The organism is Lactobacillus sp. ESL0791, from assembly GCF_029433255.1.
Classification (GTDB): domain Bacteria; phylum Bacillota; class Bacilli; order Lactobacillales; family Lactobacillaceae; genus Lactobacillus.
In genome coordinates this window covers 2,368,656-2,384,397 of the sequence record NZ_JAQTHU010000001.1, presented here as the reverse complement: position 1 = coordinate 2,384,397, position 15,742 = coordinate 2,368,656, and the positions used below count along the sequence as shown (strand labels likewise).

The 15,742-nt window shown below is 41.1% G+C and carries 11 protein-coding genes; 9 read left to right on the top strand and 2 right to left on the bottom strand.

The annotated features are described in order from the left end of the window. The first annotated feature begins 466 nt into the window (after positions 1 to 466). The 9 genes from rpmH (at position 467) to PT285_RS10945 (ending at position 12,825) form a co-directional block, all read left to right on the top strand. Entirely contained in the window at positions 467 to 607 is a 141-nt protein-coding gene (rpmH, locus tag PT285_RS10985) for a 50S ribosomal protein L34 (RefSeq protein WP_008472873.1), read from the top strand. A 51-nt stretch (positions 608 to 658) separates the two neighbouring features. Then, positions 659 to 1,027 carry a ribonuclease P protein component gene (rnpA, locus tag PT285_RS10980; protein WP_277150531.1) on the top strand — a complete coding sequence of 123 codons (369 nt, stop codon included), beginning with the start codon at positions 659 to 661 and terminating at the stop codon, positions 1,025 to 1,027. A gap of 1 nt (position 1,028) precedes the next feature. Then, positions 1,029 to 1,895 (top strand): membrane protein insertase YidC, encoded by an 867-nt coding sequence (locus PT285_RS10975; protein ID WP_277150529.1) that lies wholly within the window; start codon positions 1,029 to 1,031, stop codon positions 1,893 to 1,895. A gap of 106 nt (positions 1,896 to 2,001) precedes the next feature. Beyond that, positions 2,002 to 3,387 (top strand): tRNA uridine-5-carboxymethylaminomethyl(34) synthesis GTPase MnmE, encoded by a 1,386-nt coding sequence (gene mnmE / locus PT285_RS10970; RefSeq protein ID WP_277150527.1) that lies wholly within the window; start codon positions 2,002 to 2,004, stop codon positions 3,385 to 3,387. 10 nt (positions 3,388 to 3,397) lie between these two features. After that, on the top strand, positions 3,398 to 5,293 hold the full coding sequence (mnmG, locus tag PT285_RS10965) for a tRNA uridine-5-carboxymethylaminomethyl(34) synthesis enzyme MnmG (protein WP_277150525.1): 1,896 nt from the start codon (positions 3,398 to 3,400) through the stop codon (positions 5,291 to 5,293). A 510-nt stretch (positions 5,294 to 5,803) separates the two neighbouring features. Then, positions 5,804 to 7,603 carry a pyruvate oxidase gene (gene spxB / locus PT285_RS10960; RefSeq protein WP_277150523.1) on the top strand — a complete coding sequence of 600 codons (1,800 nt, stop codon included), beginning with the start codon at positions 5,804 to 5,806 and terminating at the stop codon, positions 7,601 to 7,603. Positions 7,604 to 7,885: 282 nt separating this feature from the next. Next, entirely contained in the window at positions 7,886 to 9,679 is a 1,794-nt protein-coding gene (gene spxB, locus PT285_RS10955) for a pyruvate oxidase (RefSeq protein ID WP_277150521.1), read from the top strand. Positions 9,680 to 9,791: 112 nt separating this feature from the next. Next, a complete protein-coding gene (gene gndA / locus PT285_RS10950) occupies positions 9,792 to 11,177 on the top strand; it encodes an NADP-dependent phosphogluconate dehydrogenase (RefSeq protein WP_277150519.1) in 1,386 nt (461 codons plus the stop codon). A gap of 91 nt (positions 11,178 to 11,268) precedes the next feature. After that, positions 11,269 to 12,825: a ClC family H(+)/Cl(-) exchange transporter gene (locus PT285_RS10945; RefSeq protein ID WP_277150517.1), complete on the top strand. Its 1,557-nt coding sequence runs from the start codon at positions 11,269 to 11,271 to the stop codon at positions 12,823 to 12,825. Between the two features lie 60 nt (positions 12,826 to 12,885). On the opposite strand, the gene PT285_RS10940 is transcribed toward PT285_RS10945, so the two are convergent. After that, the gene (locus PT285_RS10940) at positions 12,886 to 14,196 is read right to left on the bottom strand and encodes an NCS2 family permease (RefSeq protein WP_277150515.1); all 1,311 of its coding nucleotides are present in this window, start codon (positions 14,194 to 14,196) and stop codon (positions 12,886 to 12,888) included. A 147-nt stretch (positions 14,197 to 14,343) separates the two neighbouring features. Next, on the bottom strand, positions 14,344 to 15,651 hold the full coding sequence (locus PT285_RS10935) for an NCS2 family permease (RefSeq protein WP_277150514.1): 1,308 nt from the start codon (positions 15,649 to 15,651) through the stop codon (positions 14,344 to 14,346). Between the last annotated feature and the right edge of the window lie 91 nt (positions 15,652 to 15,742).

The following is a 15,742-nucleotide window of genomic DNA, read 5'->3' as shown; positions in this document are numbered from 1 at the left end:
TTTCCTCCCAAGAAGATAGTTAACAAGAAATATTTTAGCATCTAATTTAAAAGTTTTCCACAAGTGCATAAAAATAATTCAGAATTAACAAAGTGTGGAAAACTTTTTATGATTAAATCACAAATAATAAGAAAATTTTGTTAAAAAAGATAACTTGTCTAAAATACTGTGGATAACTATTGCTATCGAATAAACAATAAGCAGTATTTTTCTAAAAGTTATTGACATGTTGTTGATAATTTTTTGAACAGGATGTTGATTGTGGATAAACCTGAGCATTACTCTGTGATCAGATTGCTGTGGATAAATTTAAACAAGAAAAAAGCCACAAGTCCGTTTTCTAAAAGAACTAAAAACATGAAATTATGCCGAAGTTTTTTGATTTTTTGACTTGGTTTTTTCGATTAATCATGCTATTGTAGATATTAAATTGTGTAGCTACACATAAAAATGGAGGTGGAGTTTAATGACAACTAAGAGAACTTACCAACCTAAGAAGCGTCACCGTTCACGTGTTCACGGCTTTATGAAGCGGATGAGTACAGCAAATGGCCGCAAGGTTTTAGCAAGACGCCGTGCAAAAGGTAGAAAAGTCTTATCTGCTTAAACCACTGAATTCCAGTGGTTTTTTTAGTTTACTAGAGTGGAATGAAACGGTTTGAGAAAATCTTATCGCGTTAAAACTGAAAATGATTTTCAACGTGTTTTTACGTCTGGTACTTCAGTAGCTAACCGTGCTTTTGTCATCTATAAATTAGAAAGGGCAGAGAATAAACACTTTCGGGTGGGAATCTCTGTCGGTAAAAAAGTTGGTCATACTGCTGTCGCGCGTAACCGGCTCAAGCGTTACATCCGCAGTGTTCTTACGGAAGAAAAAGCAAAGATTGATCCAAAGATCGATTTTTTAGTGATTACTAGGCCCTATGCCCGTGATTTTAATATGGCACAGGTACGCAAAAATTTATTGCATGCGCTGACTTTGGCTCATGTAATTAAGGAAATGCCAGATGAAGTTGAGGAAGATTAGAGTGAAGAGCATTCTAACTAAGAGAAATATTAAGCGGCTAGTTGCCGTCTTGGCAGTAGCGCTGCTTGCGGTCGTTTTAACCGGCTGTGCAGTTAATACCAAGCAGCAGCCACCAATTAGCCATGCTAGCGGCAACTGGTGGGATCGCTGGATCCTTTATTATATGTCCGTGTTTATTTTGTGGCTGGCTAAACTTGTCGGCAACAGCTACGGCTGGGCAATTATTGTCTTTACGATTTTGGTGCGGCTTATTTTGTATCCGCTGAATGCAATTTCGATTAAAAGCACAACTAAAATGCAGACGATTCAGCCGCAATTGACGGCGCTACAGAAAAAATATCCGGGTAAAGATACTGAATCACGGACGTTGCTATCGGAAGAAACTAACAAGCTCTATAAAGAAGCGGGGATTAATCCATATGCGGGCTGCCTGCCGCTGATTATTCAGCTGCCGGTTATGTATGCCTTGTACGGCGTAATTGCCAGAACGCCACAGCTGCTGACGGGACATTTTTTATGGATGGATTTGGGTAATCCGGATCCGTACTATATCATGCCGATTCTCTCAATGGTTCTGACTTTTCTTTCGACTTACATCAGCCAAATGTCAACGCCGAAAGAAAGCCAAACGACATCAACCAAGATGATGACCTACGGGATGTCAATCATGGTCGGGGTCATGGGCATCTACTTCCAGTCAGCAATCGTTTTGTACTGGGTAGTTTCTAACCTCTTCCAGGTAGTGCAGACATTTATTCTGCAGAATCCGGTTAAGTATCGGCGTGAGCAAGAAGCAAAGGCTGAGGCGGAACGTGAGCGTAAGCGGCAGTTGCGCCGGACGTATAAACGGTTAAAACGTAAAAAATAAAATAAATATCTAAAATCAATTTTAGATAAAGTAGTCAAAGTGCTTTATCCATCACACTTGATCGTGATGGGGTAATGCGCTTTTTTTATTGGAAAAAGGGGAAATTATGGTTCAAACGCTGACTGAATTTGATACGATTGCGGCAATTTCGACCCCGATCGGTGAAGGCGGAATTTCGATTGTGCGTTTATCCGGTGAAGAAGCGGTAAAAATTGCTAATCGTCTTTTTAAAGGTCCTAACTTGGAGAAGGTGCCATCACATACAATTCACTATGGTCACATCGTTGATCCCGAAACAGAAACAACAATTGACGAGGTAATGGTGACGGTGATGCGGGCGCCGAAGACTTTTACGCGCGAAGACATCGTTGAAATTAATTGTCATGGCGGGATTGTGGTGACCAATCATATCCTGCAGCTGCTTTTGCGTCACGGTGCAAGAATGGCCGATGCCGGTGAATTTACCAAGCGGGCTTTTGTCAATGGCCGAATTGACCTGACCCAGGCCGAAAGTGTGATGGATATTGTCCGGGCGAAGACTGACAAGGCGCGGCAGGTTGCTGTCGGCCAGCTTAAGGGCGGCTTGCTGCACAAGATCCGGGCAATGCGGCAGCAAATTTTGGATACATTGGTTAATGTGGAAGTCAATATTGACTATCCTGAATATGATGCTGATACGGTCACGGCCAAGCAAATGGCGGATACCTCTAAAGCGGTGATTGCCAAAATAGATGCGCTGCTGAAAACCGCCAGTGAAGGAACCGCATTGCGTAATGGCTTAGCGACGGCGATTGTCGGCCAGCCCAATGTGGGCAAGTCATCCTTATTAAATTATTTGACGCAAAGTGACAAGGCGATTGTTACGGACGTTGCGGGTACGACACGGGACACCTTGGAAGAATATGTCGCAGTTCAAGGCGTGCCACTGAAATTAATTGATACCGCCGGAATTCGCGAAACCGATAATAAGGTTGAAAAAATCGGTGTTGAGCGTTCCAAAAAGGCCCTGCAAAAAGCGGACCTGGTTTTGTTGCTGCTTGATGCAAGCCGGGACATGAACGCCGAAGACCGAGAGCTGATTAAGGCAACGGCTGATAAAAAACGAATTATTATTTTAAATAAAACAGATTTGGGTCAAAAAGTAGATGCGGCAGAATTGGCACAGACAACCGGCAGCAGTGTGATCACGACCTCAATTTTAAAGAAACAAAATTTAGAGAAATTGGAAGAAACAATCAAGCAATTGTTTTTTGCAGGGATTGAAAATTCTAATGATCAGGTTATGGTCACCAACCAGCGTCAAGTTGGTCTGCTGGAGAAAGCCAAAAAACAGCTGGAGGATGTTGTTCAAGCCGTTAATGATGAAGTGCCGGTAGATATTGCTCAAATTGATTTTAATGGTGCATGGGATACTTTAGGCGAAATTACCGGTGATAGCAGTCCTGACGAATTGGTTAATGAATTGTTTAGTCAATTTTGTTTAGGAAAATAGAAAGGGAAAAATGATTAAGTCTTACGACACAGATGAATACGATGTAATTGTAGTTGGTGCCGGCCATGCCGGCTGTGAGGCAGCTTTAGCCAGCGCCCACATGGGGCAAAAAACGCTGCTGGTGACGATCGGTTTGGATATGGTCGCGTTTATGCCGTGTAATCCATCTGTTGGGGGACCGGCTAAAGGAACGGTTGTCCGGGAAATTGACGCCTTGGGCGGACAAATGGGCAAGAATATTGATGCGACTTACATTCAAATGCGGATGCTGAATACGGGCAAGGGGCCAGCGGTCCGGGCATTGCGTGCACAAGCCGACAAATGGCAGTACCATGAGCACATGAAGGATGTTATCGAAAATACGCCTGATTTAACTTTACGGCAGGCAACCGTCGATGAGTTGATTGTCGAAGACGGGGTCTGCAGGGGGGTTAAAACTAATACCGGTGCCAATTATCATGCTAAGAGCGTGGTCTTAACAACTGGCACGGCAGCACGCGGACGAATTTTTATCGGCGAACTTAATTATTCTTCGGGTCCTAACAACACGATCCCAGCAATCAAATTATCGGAAAACTTGGAAAAACTGGGTTTTAAGCTGCGCCGCTTTAAAACGGGAACCCCGCCGCGGGTTAATGGCAACACGATTGACTATTCTAAAGCCGAGGAAGAACCCGGTGACGAGGAACCCCGGCATTTTTCTTATGAAAGCAGGGATGAAGACTACTTGCGTGATCAGGTATCATGCTGGATGACCTACACTAATGAGACAACGCATAAAATAATTAATGAGAACTTGTCCCGTTCGCCGATGTTTTCTGGGCAGATTAAGGGCGTGGGCCCAAGATATTGTCCGTCGATTGAAACAAAAGTTGTTCGCTTTGCTGATAAACCGCGTCACCAGCTGTTTTTGGAGCCAGAGGGAAGAAACACCAAGGAAATCTATGTAGGCGACTTTTCGACCTCAATGCCGGAAGAGATTCAATTAAAAATGCTGCATACAGTTGCCGGACTTGAGCATGCAGAAATGATGCGGCCGGGTTATGCTATTGAGTATGATGTGGTTGATCCGTGGCAGCTTAAGCATACTTTGGAAACAAAAAATATTAAAAATCTGTTTACTGCGGGGCAAATGAATGGCACCTCTGGTTATGAGGAAGCTGCTGGTCAGGGGCTGATCGCTGGGATTAATGCTGCTTTGCGTGCCCAAAGTAAGCCTGCTTTTACTTTGGGCAGGGATGAGGCCTATATTGGTGTTCTGATTGATGATTTGGTCACCAAGGGGACAGAAGAGCCGTACCGCTTGTTGACGTCCCGCGCGGAGTACCGCTTGATTTTGCGGCATGATAATGCTGATCTGCGGCTGACGAATTATGGTTACAAGCTAGGCCTGATTTCGGATGAACGCTACCAAAAATTTATTCAGAAGAAGAAGGAAATCGAAGAAGTTAAAGCAAAGCTTAGCGACTTAACGATTCACCCTAATTTTGAAGTACAGCAGTATCTAGCAGGTATTGGCGAGACGGAACTGCAGGCTGGACTGAAGGCTGATGTTTTTCTGCGTCGACCTAAGGTAACAATTGATGATATTGAACGGTTAACAGGGATGCAGATTTCTCAGGATCGCTATGTTAAGGAACAAGTGGAAATTAACGTCAAGTATGCCGGTTACATTAAGAAAGAAAAAATTCAAATTGACCGCCTGCATCGTCAAGAGGCTAAAAAAATTCCGGCAGATATTGATTATGATGCAATTGAAGGACTGGCAACTGAAGCCCGGCAAAAGTTTATGAAGATTCGTCCGGAAACAATGGCACAGGCTGAACGGATTTCGGGTGTTAATCCGGCTGATTTGGCAATTCTTAGTGTTTATGTCCAAAACGGACGCTACCAGAAAGTTAAATAGAATAATATAAGACAAAAAGTGGCCTGATACTTATATAAAATAACAAGCTGCTTTTTTTGTTGGTTAGATAAAATTCTTGCATTTCGCAGCTGAAATATAATTTTCTGCTAATAATTTGTTTACTTGATAATTAATCAAAAGCTTAAAAGTGAGCAAAATTTTTCTATTTGCTCTAATTTCGGGAATTATTTACTTACTTTCAAATATATATATGACTTGTTTATTTTTGTGTTTTAGGAAATGTTATCATTTAAAAAATATTATTTCTTTATGCAGAAAAATATTTTTTTATTAGAAAAATAAATAATTTTTGCACAGTATGATTAAAAAATCACAAATATAATCATTGACACAGCTACATTGTTATGATTTTTTGCTTTTTGTTGTGAAGGTTTTATTTTTTAAAATCGCTTACAATACTGATTAAATAACCTTTTTGAGCACTTGAAAATGCAAAATTATATGTTTTAATACAATGTGTAAGTAATCTAATTTAAGGAGATGCTCTTAATGACAAAAATTAATGGTTCAGAAGCTATGCTTCAGGTCTTATGTGACTGGGATATCGACCATATTTATGGTTTCCCAGGCGGTTCATTCGACTCAACGATGGACGCTATTTTGAACTACAAAGACAAGTTGAAGTATATCGAAGTTCGGCATGAAGAAGCTGGTGCATTGGCTGCTTCAGCTGAATATAAATATACCGGCAAGATTGGTGTATGTTTTGGTTCAGCTGGTCCTGGTGCTGTTCACTTGATGAACGGTTTGTACGATGCTAAATATGACAAGATTCCTATGTTAGCAATCGTTGCTCAAGTGCCAGTTGGTGCTCAAGATATGGATGCCTTCCAAGCCTTTGATGAAAAGCCTTGGTTTGATCCCGTTGCTGTTTGGTGTCACCAAATTAAAGCGGCAGACCAAATTCCGCGGATGACTGACGAAGCTATTCGCCAAGCTTATGCTAAGAAAGGCCCAGCTGTTTTAATCATACCTAAGGACTTTGGCTGGGCTAAGATTGAAGCTGGTCATCGTGTAAATTACAGTATGAGAAGAGCAGTGCCTAACTATGCTGCTCCTAAGAAGGAAGCTGTTAGCGAAGCAGTTAAGATGATCAAAGAAGCTAAGAACCCAGTTGTATACTACGGCATGGGTATGAAGGGTCACGGCGATGTATTAAAGGCTTTCTCAGACAAGTTCAAGATGCCAATGATGTCATCAGTTCTTGCTAAGGGGATTGTTGAAGACAAGTTCCCAGCATACATGGGTTCAATTGGCCGTGTTGCTCCTAAGGCAAGTGACGACATTCAAACTTCAGCTGACTTAGTTGTTTGGGTTGGTATTGACTCACCATTCTCACAATTCTTCTTTAGTCCTAATGCTAAGGTTATTCAAATTGATGTTGACACTGAAAAATTTGGTAAGCGTCACAAGACTGATTTACCAATTTTGGCTGATGGTGCCAAGACTTTGCAAGCAATCATCGATGAAGGTGAAGATCGTGAAGAGTCACCAATTTATAAAGCCGGCTTAGCTGACCGTAAGGATTGGGATAAATGGGAAGAAAGCTTCGTTGATTCTGACGAAATGCCAGTTCGTCGTGAGCCGATCTTTGACATCATTAACAAGTATGCTGCAGATGATGCAATCTATGCTATTGATGTTGGTAACATTAACATTGATTTCCAGCGCTTAGTTAACTTGCATGACAAGCAAACTTGGGCAACGTCAGGTTTGTATGCTTCAATGGGCTTTGCTACTCCTGCTGCCCTTGCAGCCGCAACTGTTCACCCAGACCGTGAAGTTTGGAACCTCAGCGGTGATGGTGGCTTTGCGATGATGAACCAAGAGTTATTGACTCAAGCTCGTTACAACATGCATGTTTTGAACGTTGTCTTTACTAACGAAACTTTGGGTTATATCCAAGCTGAGCAAGAAGACGAGTCACACCAACCATTGTCAGGTGTTATTCTTCCAGATAACGGCTGGGCAAGTGTTGCTAGAGGTATGAACGTTAAAGGCGTAACTGTAACCAATAAGAAGGAATTCGAAGATGCAGTTAAGGAATGGAAAGCTTCTGATGGTCCAATGTTAATTGACATCAAGTTCACTCATGCTATGCCTTACTCAACCGAAGTTAATACTTTGGATGATCCAGAATTCGTTGAGAAGTACCAAGCACAAGCTTTGAAGCCATTCAGCTACTATGCTGAAAAGTATGGTGTTGTTGCACCAGCTGCAAGTGCTCCAAAGAAGGAAGAAAGTTCAGAAGAAGAAACTGACACTACTTCAGGTGCTTCAGCACATTAATCAGTGACAATTAGTTGTCTTTAAAGAAGTGAAACCAATTTAGGTTTCGCTTTTTTGCTCTTTTGTAAATAAAAATTCTACTATTAATTTTTGCCTGAATGGCTGTTATAATTATTTTTATATATATAACCATAAATCATATTTTTGAGCATTAGGTTATTTTATTTGCTAAAATTATTACTAAAATTTTGCTTGAAAGCTTATAAATCAAATACTTGTAATTATGAAATTGTATGGTTTAATTATATGCGTATGTAATTTTATTTAAGGAGATGCACACAAATGACAAAAATTAATGGTTCAGATGCTATGCTTCAAGTTTTATGTGACTGGGGAATCGATCACATCTACGGTTACCCAGGCGGTTCATTCGATTCAACAATGAACGCTATTCTTAATTTTAAGGATAAGCTTAAATTTATTGAAGTTCGTCATGAAGAAGCTGGTGCGTTAGCAGCTGCAGCTGAATACAAGCTTACTGGTAAAATCGGTGTATGCTTTGGTTCAGCCGGCCCTGGTGCTGTTCACTTGATGAATGGTTTATACGATGCAAAATACGATAAGGTGCCAATGGTTGCGATTGTTGCTAATGTACCAACTAATCGTCAAGATATTGACTTCTTCCAAGCTTTTGATGAGAAGCCATGGTTTGATTCCGTTGCTGTTTGGAATCACCAAATTAAAACTGCACAACAAATTCCGTCAATGATGGATGAGGCTCTTCGTCAAGCTTATGCTAAGAAGGGTCCAGCAATTTTAATTTTGCCAAAAGACTTTGGCTGGGCAGAAATTAACGACAACTTCCGTGTTACTGCTAACACATTGACAGCAGTGCCTAACCACGCAGCACCAACTAAGGAATCGGTTGACGCAGCCGTTAAATTGATCAAGGAAGCCAAGAACCCAGTAGTTTATTATGGCATGGGTATGAAAGGTCACGGCGATGTCTTAAAGGCATTTTCAGACAAATTCAAGATGCCAATCATGTCATCAGTTATTGCTAAGGGAATTGTTGAAGATGCATTTCCTGCATATTTGGGTTCAATTGGTCGTTGTGCTCCTAAAGCAAGTGATGATATCCAAACACATGCGGACTTGGTTGTTTGGGTGGGTAACAACTCACCATTCTCTGTCTTCTTCTTTAACCCGAAGGCTAAGATGATTCAAATTGATGTTGACTCAGAAAAGTTGGGTAAGCGTCATGCAGTTGATGTGCCGATCTTGGCTGACGGTGCTAAGACTTTGCAAGCAATTATTGATGCTGGCGAAGCTCGTGAGGAATCACCACTTTACAAGGCTGGACTTGAAGACCGCAAGAACTGGGATGAATGGCAGCACAGTTTTGACAACTCAGAAGAGATGCCAATTCGTCGTGAACCAATTTTTGACGTTATTAACAAATATGCCGCAGACGATGCAATGTTTGGTATCGATGTTGGTAACATTAACATTGACTTCCAACGGTTAATGAACTTGCACGACAAGCAAGTTTGGGCTACTTCAGGCTTGTACGCTACAATGGGCTTTGGCTCACCAGCGGCTATTGCTGCGGCGACTGCTTGCCCAGACCGTGAAGTTTGGAACCTCGGCGGTGACGGCGGTTTTGCAATGATGAGTCAAGAATTGTTGACTGAAGCTCGTTACAACATGCACATCATGAATGTTGTTTTCACTAATGAAACCTTAGGCTTTATTCAAGCTGAGCAAGAAGACCAATCACACCAGCCATTATCAGGAGTTATCCTTCCAGATAATGACTGGGCTAAGGTTGCCGAAGGAATGAACGTTAAGGGTGTAACTGTTCGCACTAAGAAGGAATTCGAAGACGCAGTTAAGGAATGGAAGACTTCTGATGGTCCAATGCTTGTTGACGTTAAATTAACACACGAAATGCCTTACTCAACTGAGGTAAACACTCTTGATGACCCGGCATTTGTTAAGAAGTATCAAGCAGAAGGCCTGAAGCCATTCAGCTACTTTGCTGACAAGTATGGTGTTGTTGATGCACTAATTGTAAGTGAAGCAAAAGAAGAAAATACCGAAGAGACTGATACTACTTCAAGTGCTTCTGAATAAATAGTAATAAGTTAATTGTCATTTAAAAAAGCGAAACCAATTTTGATTTCGCTTTTTTGCGTGCTTAAACGTATAATGAAAGAGATGAAAAATAATGATGGAGGAAAATAATATGCAGCAATTTGGAATTATTGGTCTGTCTGTGATGGGAAAAAATTTGGCTTTGAATGTTCACAATCATGGCTTTTCGGTTTCTGGTTTTAGCATTGATAAACCAGAGGTCGATGCGTTTGCAAAATATGAGGACGAGAAGTTAAAACCAACTTATTCGTGGGAAGAATTTGTTAATTCACTTGAAAAACCACGGAAAATTTTGATTCAAATCGCAGCTGGTAAGCCGGTTGACCAAACTTTACAAACTTTATTGCCGTTATTAGACAAAGGCGATATTTTAATTGATGGTGGTAATTCTAATTTTCATGACACTAATCGACGCTATCATGAAATGGAAGCGCACGGAATTCATTTTATTGGAATGGGTGTTTCCGGCGGTGAAGAGGGAGCTTTAAATGGTCCGGCTCTGATGCCTGGCGGTGATGAAGAGGCCTATAAGAAGGTTGCGCCTATCTTAGAAGCAATTGCTGCCAAAGCTCCTGATGGCCGCCCGTGTGTTTCTTATATTGGACCTGAAGGCAGTGGCCATTATGTTAAGATGATTCATAATGGCATTGAATATGGTATTATGCAAGAATTTTCAGAAGTTTACGATGTTTTACGTAAAATTGCTGGCAAAACTAACGATGATATGTCCGCAATTTTTGCAGACTGGAATCAAGGCCTAGTTCATGCTTACCTTAGTGAAATCACCGCAGAAGTTTTGAAGCAAAAAGATAAATTAACCCCTGACAATGTGATTGATCATATTTTGAATGAAGCTTCGTATAAAGGTACGGGTAACTGGATGCTTGAAGATGCGATTCACCTGGGGACCCCAATCAGTGTGATTGCTGAAGCTGTTCTTGCACGGTTTATGTCAAAGGCAACAACACGTGAAGGAAAAGAAATTAGTTGGAAGGGCGAGGTGCCAAGCGATTTAATTGCTAACCTAGAAAAAACATTACAATTAGGTCAAGCGGTTGCCTATGCTCAAGGTTTTCAACAATTGAGCATGGCTGCCGATGCTTACAAGTGGGATCTGCGGTATCCGGCAATTGCCCAGAACTGGGAAGCCGGTTGTATTATTCGTTCATCGATGCTTAAAGATATTGAAAATGCGTATGCAGACGGTAAAAAACTGGATAATTTGTTTCAGGATAAATACTTTAATGATTTAATGAAAGAGAATCTGCCTGCTTTGCAAAAAGTAATTGAATTAACTACCAAAGCCGGCATTCCAACTCCAACTTTGAGTGCAGCGCTAAATTACTTGGAATCAATTTTTAATCCAAGCTTACCGGCTAATCTAGTTCAGGGTCAGCGTGATTACTTTGGTGCACATACATATTTACGAAATGATCGTGAGGGAGTTTACCATACAGAATGGTATGAAGAAAAATAATTTGTTACACGTGTAACAAGTAAGTCAGCTGTTTTAGCTGGCTTTTTTGTTGTAAACTTGATGAAATAACATTGGGAAGGAACTGAGGTAATTGAAAGGTGAAAGAAAGCAAAATTTATCGCTTTTGCTAAAAGCACTACTGGTGGGAATTTTTACTGGTTTGATAGTGGGCCTTTTTCGGTTAGGTATCGGCTACTTAACTACATTTTGGTTGAGTATTTTCCAAAAGGCTCATCAAAATTGGTTGTGGTTGGTCGCGATTGCGGCAGCTTTTACCGCGATTGGGATAGTTGCCGGATATTTTGTAAAACAATATCCGCATGTTGGCGGCTCAGGGATCCCGGAAGTAAAATTACAGCTGCAGGGTAAATTAACCTTAAAGTGGTGGCCTATTTTGTGGCGAAAGCTAATTGGTGGTATTCTGGTGATTAGTACTGGCCTATTTTTGGGGCCTGAGGGGCCTTCTCTGCAACTAGGGTCAGTTATCGGTCAAGGAATTGGTGAAGAACTGAAGGAGTCTAAAACTGATTCACGTGTGCTGATTGCCACGGGAGCTGCCAGCGGATTGTCTGCTGCGTTTGGCGCTCCTTTAAGCGGCGCGCTTTTTGTTCTTGAGGAAGTGTTTCATAATTTTTCACCGCGGGTTTGGATGAATGCCTTAGCGGGAACAATTGCTGCCAATTTTGTCGTTGCTAATATTTTTGGTCAGCGGCCTTCCTTGGCGCTTATTTACGATCATCCATTTCCTAGTCTGCTGTATTGGCACTTGCTTATATTGGGTCTGCTTCTGGGCTTACTTGGTCATCTATACAAGACAGGATTGTTTAGCTGCAAAAAATTATATGCAAAAATAACAATCTTGCCGCGCTGGCTGTATGGGTTAGTCCCCTTAATGCTAGTGTTGCCGATTGCATATTTCCTGCCCTTAATTACGGGTCCGGGAAGTCGTTTGATTTTGGCATTACCAAAATTAATTGCTGAACCAGGCTGGAACATTATCTTTATATTGCTCTTCTTTTATTTGTTGCGGCTTGTTTTTTCTATTGTTTCGTATGACTCAGGGCTTCCTAGTGGAATTTTTTTGCCTGTTTTAACAATGGGCGCCTTAATTGGCGCTATTTATGGTTTATTTATGGTAAGGCTGCATCTATTGCCGCAGAATTTGGTGATTAACCTGATCATTTTTTCAATGGCTGGCTACTTTGCGGCAATCATTCGGGCACCGTTTACGGCGATAATTTTGATTACCGAAATGGTTGGCTCCCTGCTGCATTTAATGCCACTGGCAGTAGTTGCCTTTACGGCATTGATTGTTGATGACCTCTTAGGCGGCAAACCAATTTATGATAGCCTTGCACAGGCGATGATGGTTAAAGATGACCGGCAGGAGAAGCTTTCGGGTAATGAAGATCAACTAACCATTCCGGTTTATGAGGGCAGCCAGTTTGTTGACCAAAAAATTGCTCAGATTAAATGGCCAAAAAGTATGCTGGTCAAGACAATTCATCGTGGCAGCCAAGATATAATTCCTAATGGTCAAACTAGGATCGCTGCTGGCGATCAACTTGTTTTAGAAGTTGATGCTAACGAGCGGGGCCAAGTTTATGAGCAAGTGAAAAAACTGCAGGGAGTAGAATTTGACGGCTAACTTTTTCCACCATAGAAAAAACCACTTGGCTTCAAGTGGTTTTTTTGGTTGAGCAATAATTTACATGTTTGTTACTAAAAAGAAAATGATGAAGATAACAAATAAAACATACATCATTGGTGAAACTTTTTTGAATTGCTTAGACGCAATCATTGTAATCGGGTAAGCGATCATGCCTAAGGCAAGTCCATCAGAAATGCTGTAGGTCAAAGGCATGCCCACCACTGTTAGAAAGGCGGGAAATGCAACCGCAAATTTTTCCCAATTAATCTTTTTGAGGTTACCGGCCATTAAAACACCAACAATAATTAGGGCGGGAGCAGTAACCGTTGTTGGAATAACTGCTAGCAGCGGACTAAAGATCATGCTGATCAGGAAAAGAATGCCGACAAAAATTGCGGTTAAGCCGGTTCGTCCACCCATGGCAATACCCGAGCTTGACTCAACGGATGTGCCTAGCGGGGCAGTCCCCAAAACAGCACCTTCAACCATGGCGGCAGAATCAGAAATAAATGCTTTGCCAATCCGAGGGATTTTCCCATTTTTGTCCATCATACCAGCCTGTTCGGTCATACCGATTAAGGTGCCGGCGGTATCAAAAAACGTAACAAGTAGAAAGGTTAAAACCACCATGAATAATTGCGGTGTATTGATATTCTTTAGGTGAATAACCGCTTGACCAAAGGTTGGTGCAATGCTTGGTGCAGCCGACACGATAGCTTTAGGCAATGAAATTTGGCCAATTAATATACCAAAGATGGCGGTGACCACCATGCCGATGAAGATTGAACCAGGAACCTGCATCGCCATTAAGATAACGGTTAGGATTAACCCAAATAAGGTGATCCAGACAGCAGGTGAATTAAATTTGCCTAAGGCAACTAAGTTAGAATCGCTATTGACAATCAATTTGCCGTTTTGCAGGCCGATAAAGGCAATAAACAGGCCGATTCCTGCGGAAATAGCGTATTTTAAATCTTGCGGAATCGCGTCAACCACTTTTTCCCGTAATTTTAAAACCGTAATTAGAATGAATAGAACAGAAGCTACCAGTACTGCAGCTAAAGCAGTCTGCCAGTTAATGTGCATGCCGCCGCAGACATTGTATGCGAAGAAGGCAGCACTGCCTAATGTTGGTGCTAGAGCAATCGGATAATTAGCAACAAATCCCATGATAAAACAACCAATTGCACTTGCAATTGCCGTTACGGTGAAGGCCGCTCCTTTATTAATACCAGCTGCACTTAGAATATTTGGGTTAACAAAAAGGATGTAGGAGAGGCTGACAAAAGTGGTTAAAGCAGCAATTAACTCACGTTTAACAGTGGTATGAGCATCGGTTAAATGAAAGACTTTTTCTATTGTCGTCATTTTTTCCTCCATAAAATAAATAACTATCTTTTCTAGTGTAACACAATGAAATTATTTGTTATATATTAGAATAGAATAAATGATTATTACCTGGGAAATAAAAAAAGTAAATCGATAAAGATTTGCTTTTTTCAATATTTAGTCATTTTAGAAATTCAGTACCCATAAGAAGATGATGAAGACGATAAAGAGAATCCACATCATTGGGCTTACTTCTTTGCCACGCTTAGCAGCAACCATACAGATTGGGTAGGTAATTAATCCTAATGCCAAACCATCGGAAATGGAGTAGGTAAGTGGCATTCCTAATAAAATTAGGAATGAAGGAACAGCGATTTCCATTTTGTTCCAATGAATGTGGGCGGTATTTTGGGCCATCAGTACACCAACAATGATTAAAGCTGGGGCAGTCACTTGGGTGGTGAATAAACCTAAGAGTGGACTGAAGATCATTGAGATTAAGAAGAAAATACCAACGAAGACAGCTGTCAACCCGGTTCTTCCGCCGACAGCAATTCCGGCACTTGATTCAACGAAAGCACCAATTGGAGATGTTCCTAAAATAGAACCGACAACCATCGCACTGGAATCGGCTGTTAAAGCACGTCCAACCCGCGGCATTTTGTTGTCTTTCATAAAGCCTGCTTGTTGTGCAAGGCCGATTAAGGTACCTGCAGTGTCGAAGAAAGTAACAAGTAGGAAGGTCAAGACAACAACCCACATTTGTAATGAGTTAATGTCTTTGACGTGGAAAATGGCTTGGCCAAAAGTCGGAGCAAGGCTTGGCGCAAGGGAAATAAGTTTGTGCGGCAATGCAATCTGTCCAGTGCAGACACCGAAGATCGATGCAAGCACCATCCCAATGAAAATAGCTCCTGGAACATTTAAAATCATTAAAATAATAGTTACTAATAAACCAAAAATTGAGATCCAAACAAGAGGATTATGTAATGAACCTAAGGTAACTAAAGTAGATTTGTCAGCAACGATTAGGCCGCTGTCTTGCAAGCCCAAAAAAGCAATAAATAAGCCAATACCGGAAGAAATGGCAAATTTTAGATCCGCGGGAATAGCATTAATGATTTTTTCTCTTAATTTAAATAAGGTAATTAAGACAAAAATAACTGAAGCAACAAAAACTGCTGAAAGTGCTGTCTCCCATGAAACGTGCATGCCGATACATACTGTATAAGCAAAAAAGGCGTTGATCCCTAAAGCTGGCGCTTCACCAATGGGATAATTAGCAACGATACCCATGATAGCCGTTCCTAAGGCACTGGCTAATGCTGTTGATGTAAAAACAGCGCCTTTGTCCATCCCACTGGCTCCCAAAACACTAGGATTGACAAATAATATGTAAGACATGCTGATGAAAGTAGTTAATCCAGCGAGAAATTCAATTTTAACACTGGTATTGTATTTGTCGAGCTGAAAGTAACTCTTAATAAAATTCATTTTTTCTCCTCAAATACTTAATGTTCGTATTTTATACAAAATTTAACAACTACTCTACTTTAGCACTCGCAAAACTATTTGTAAATACGAA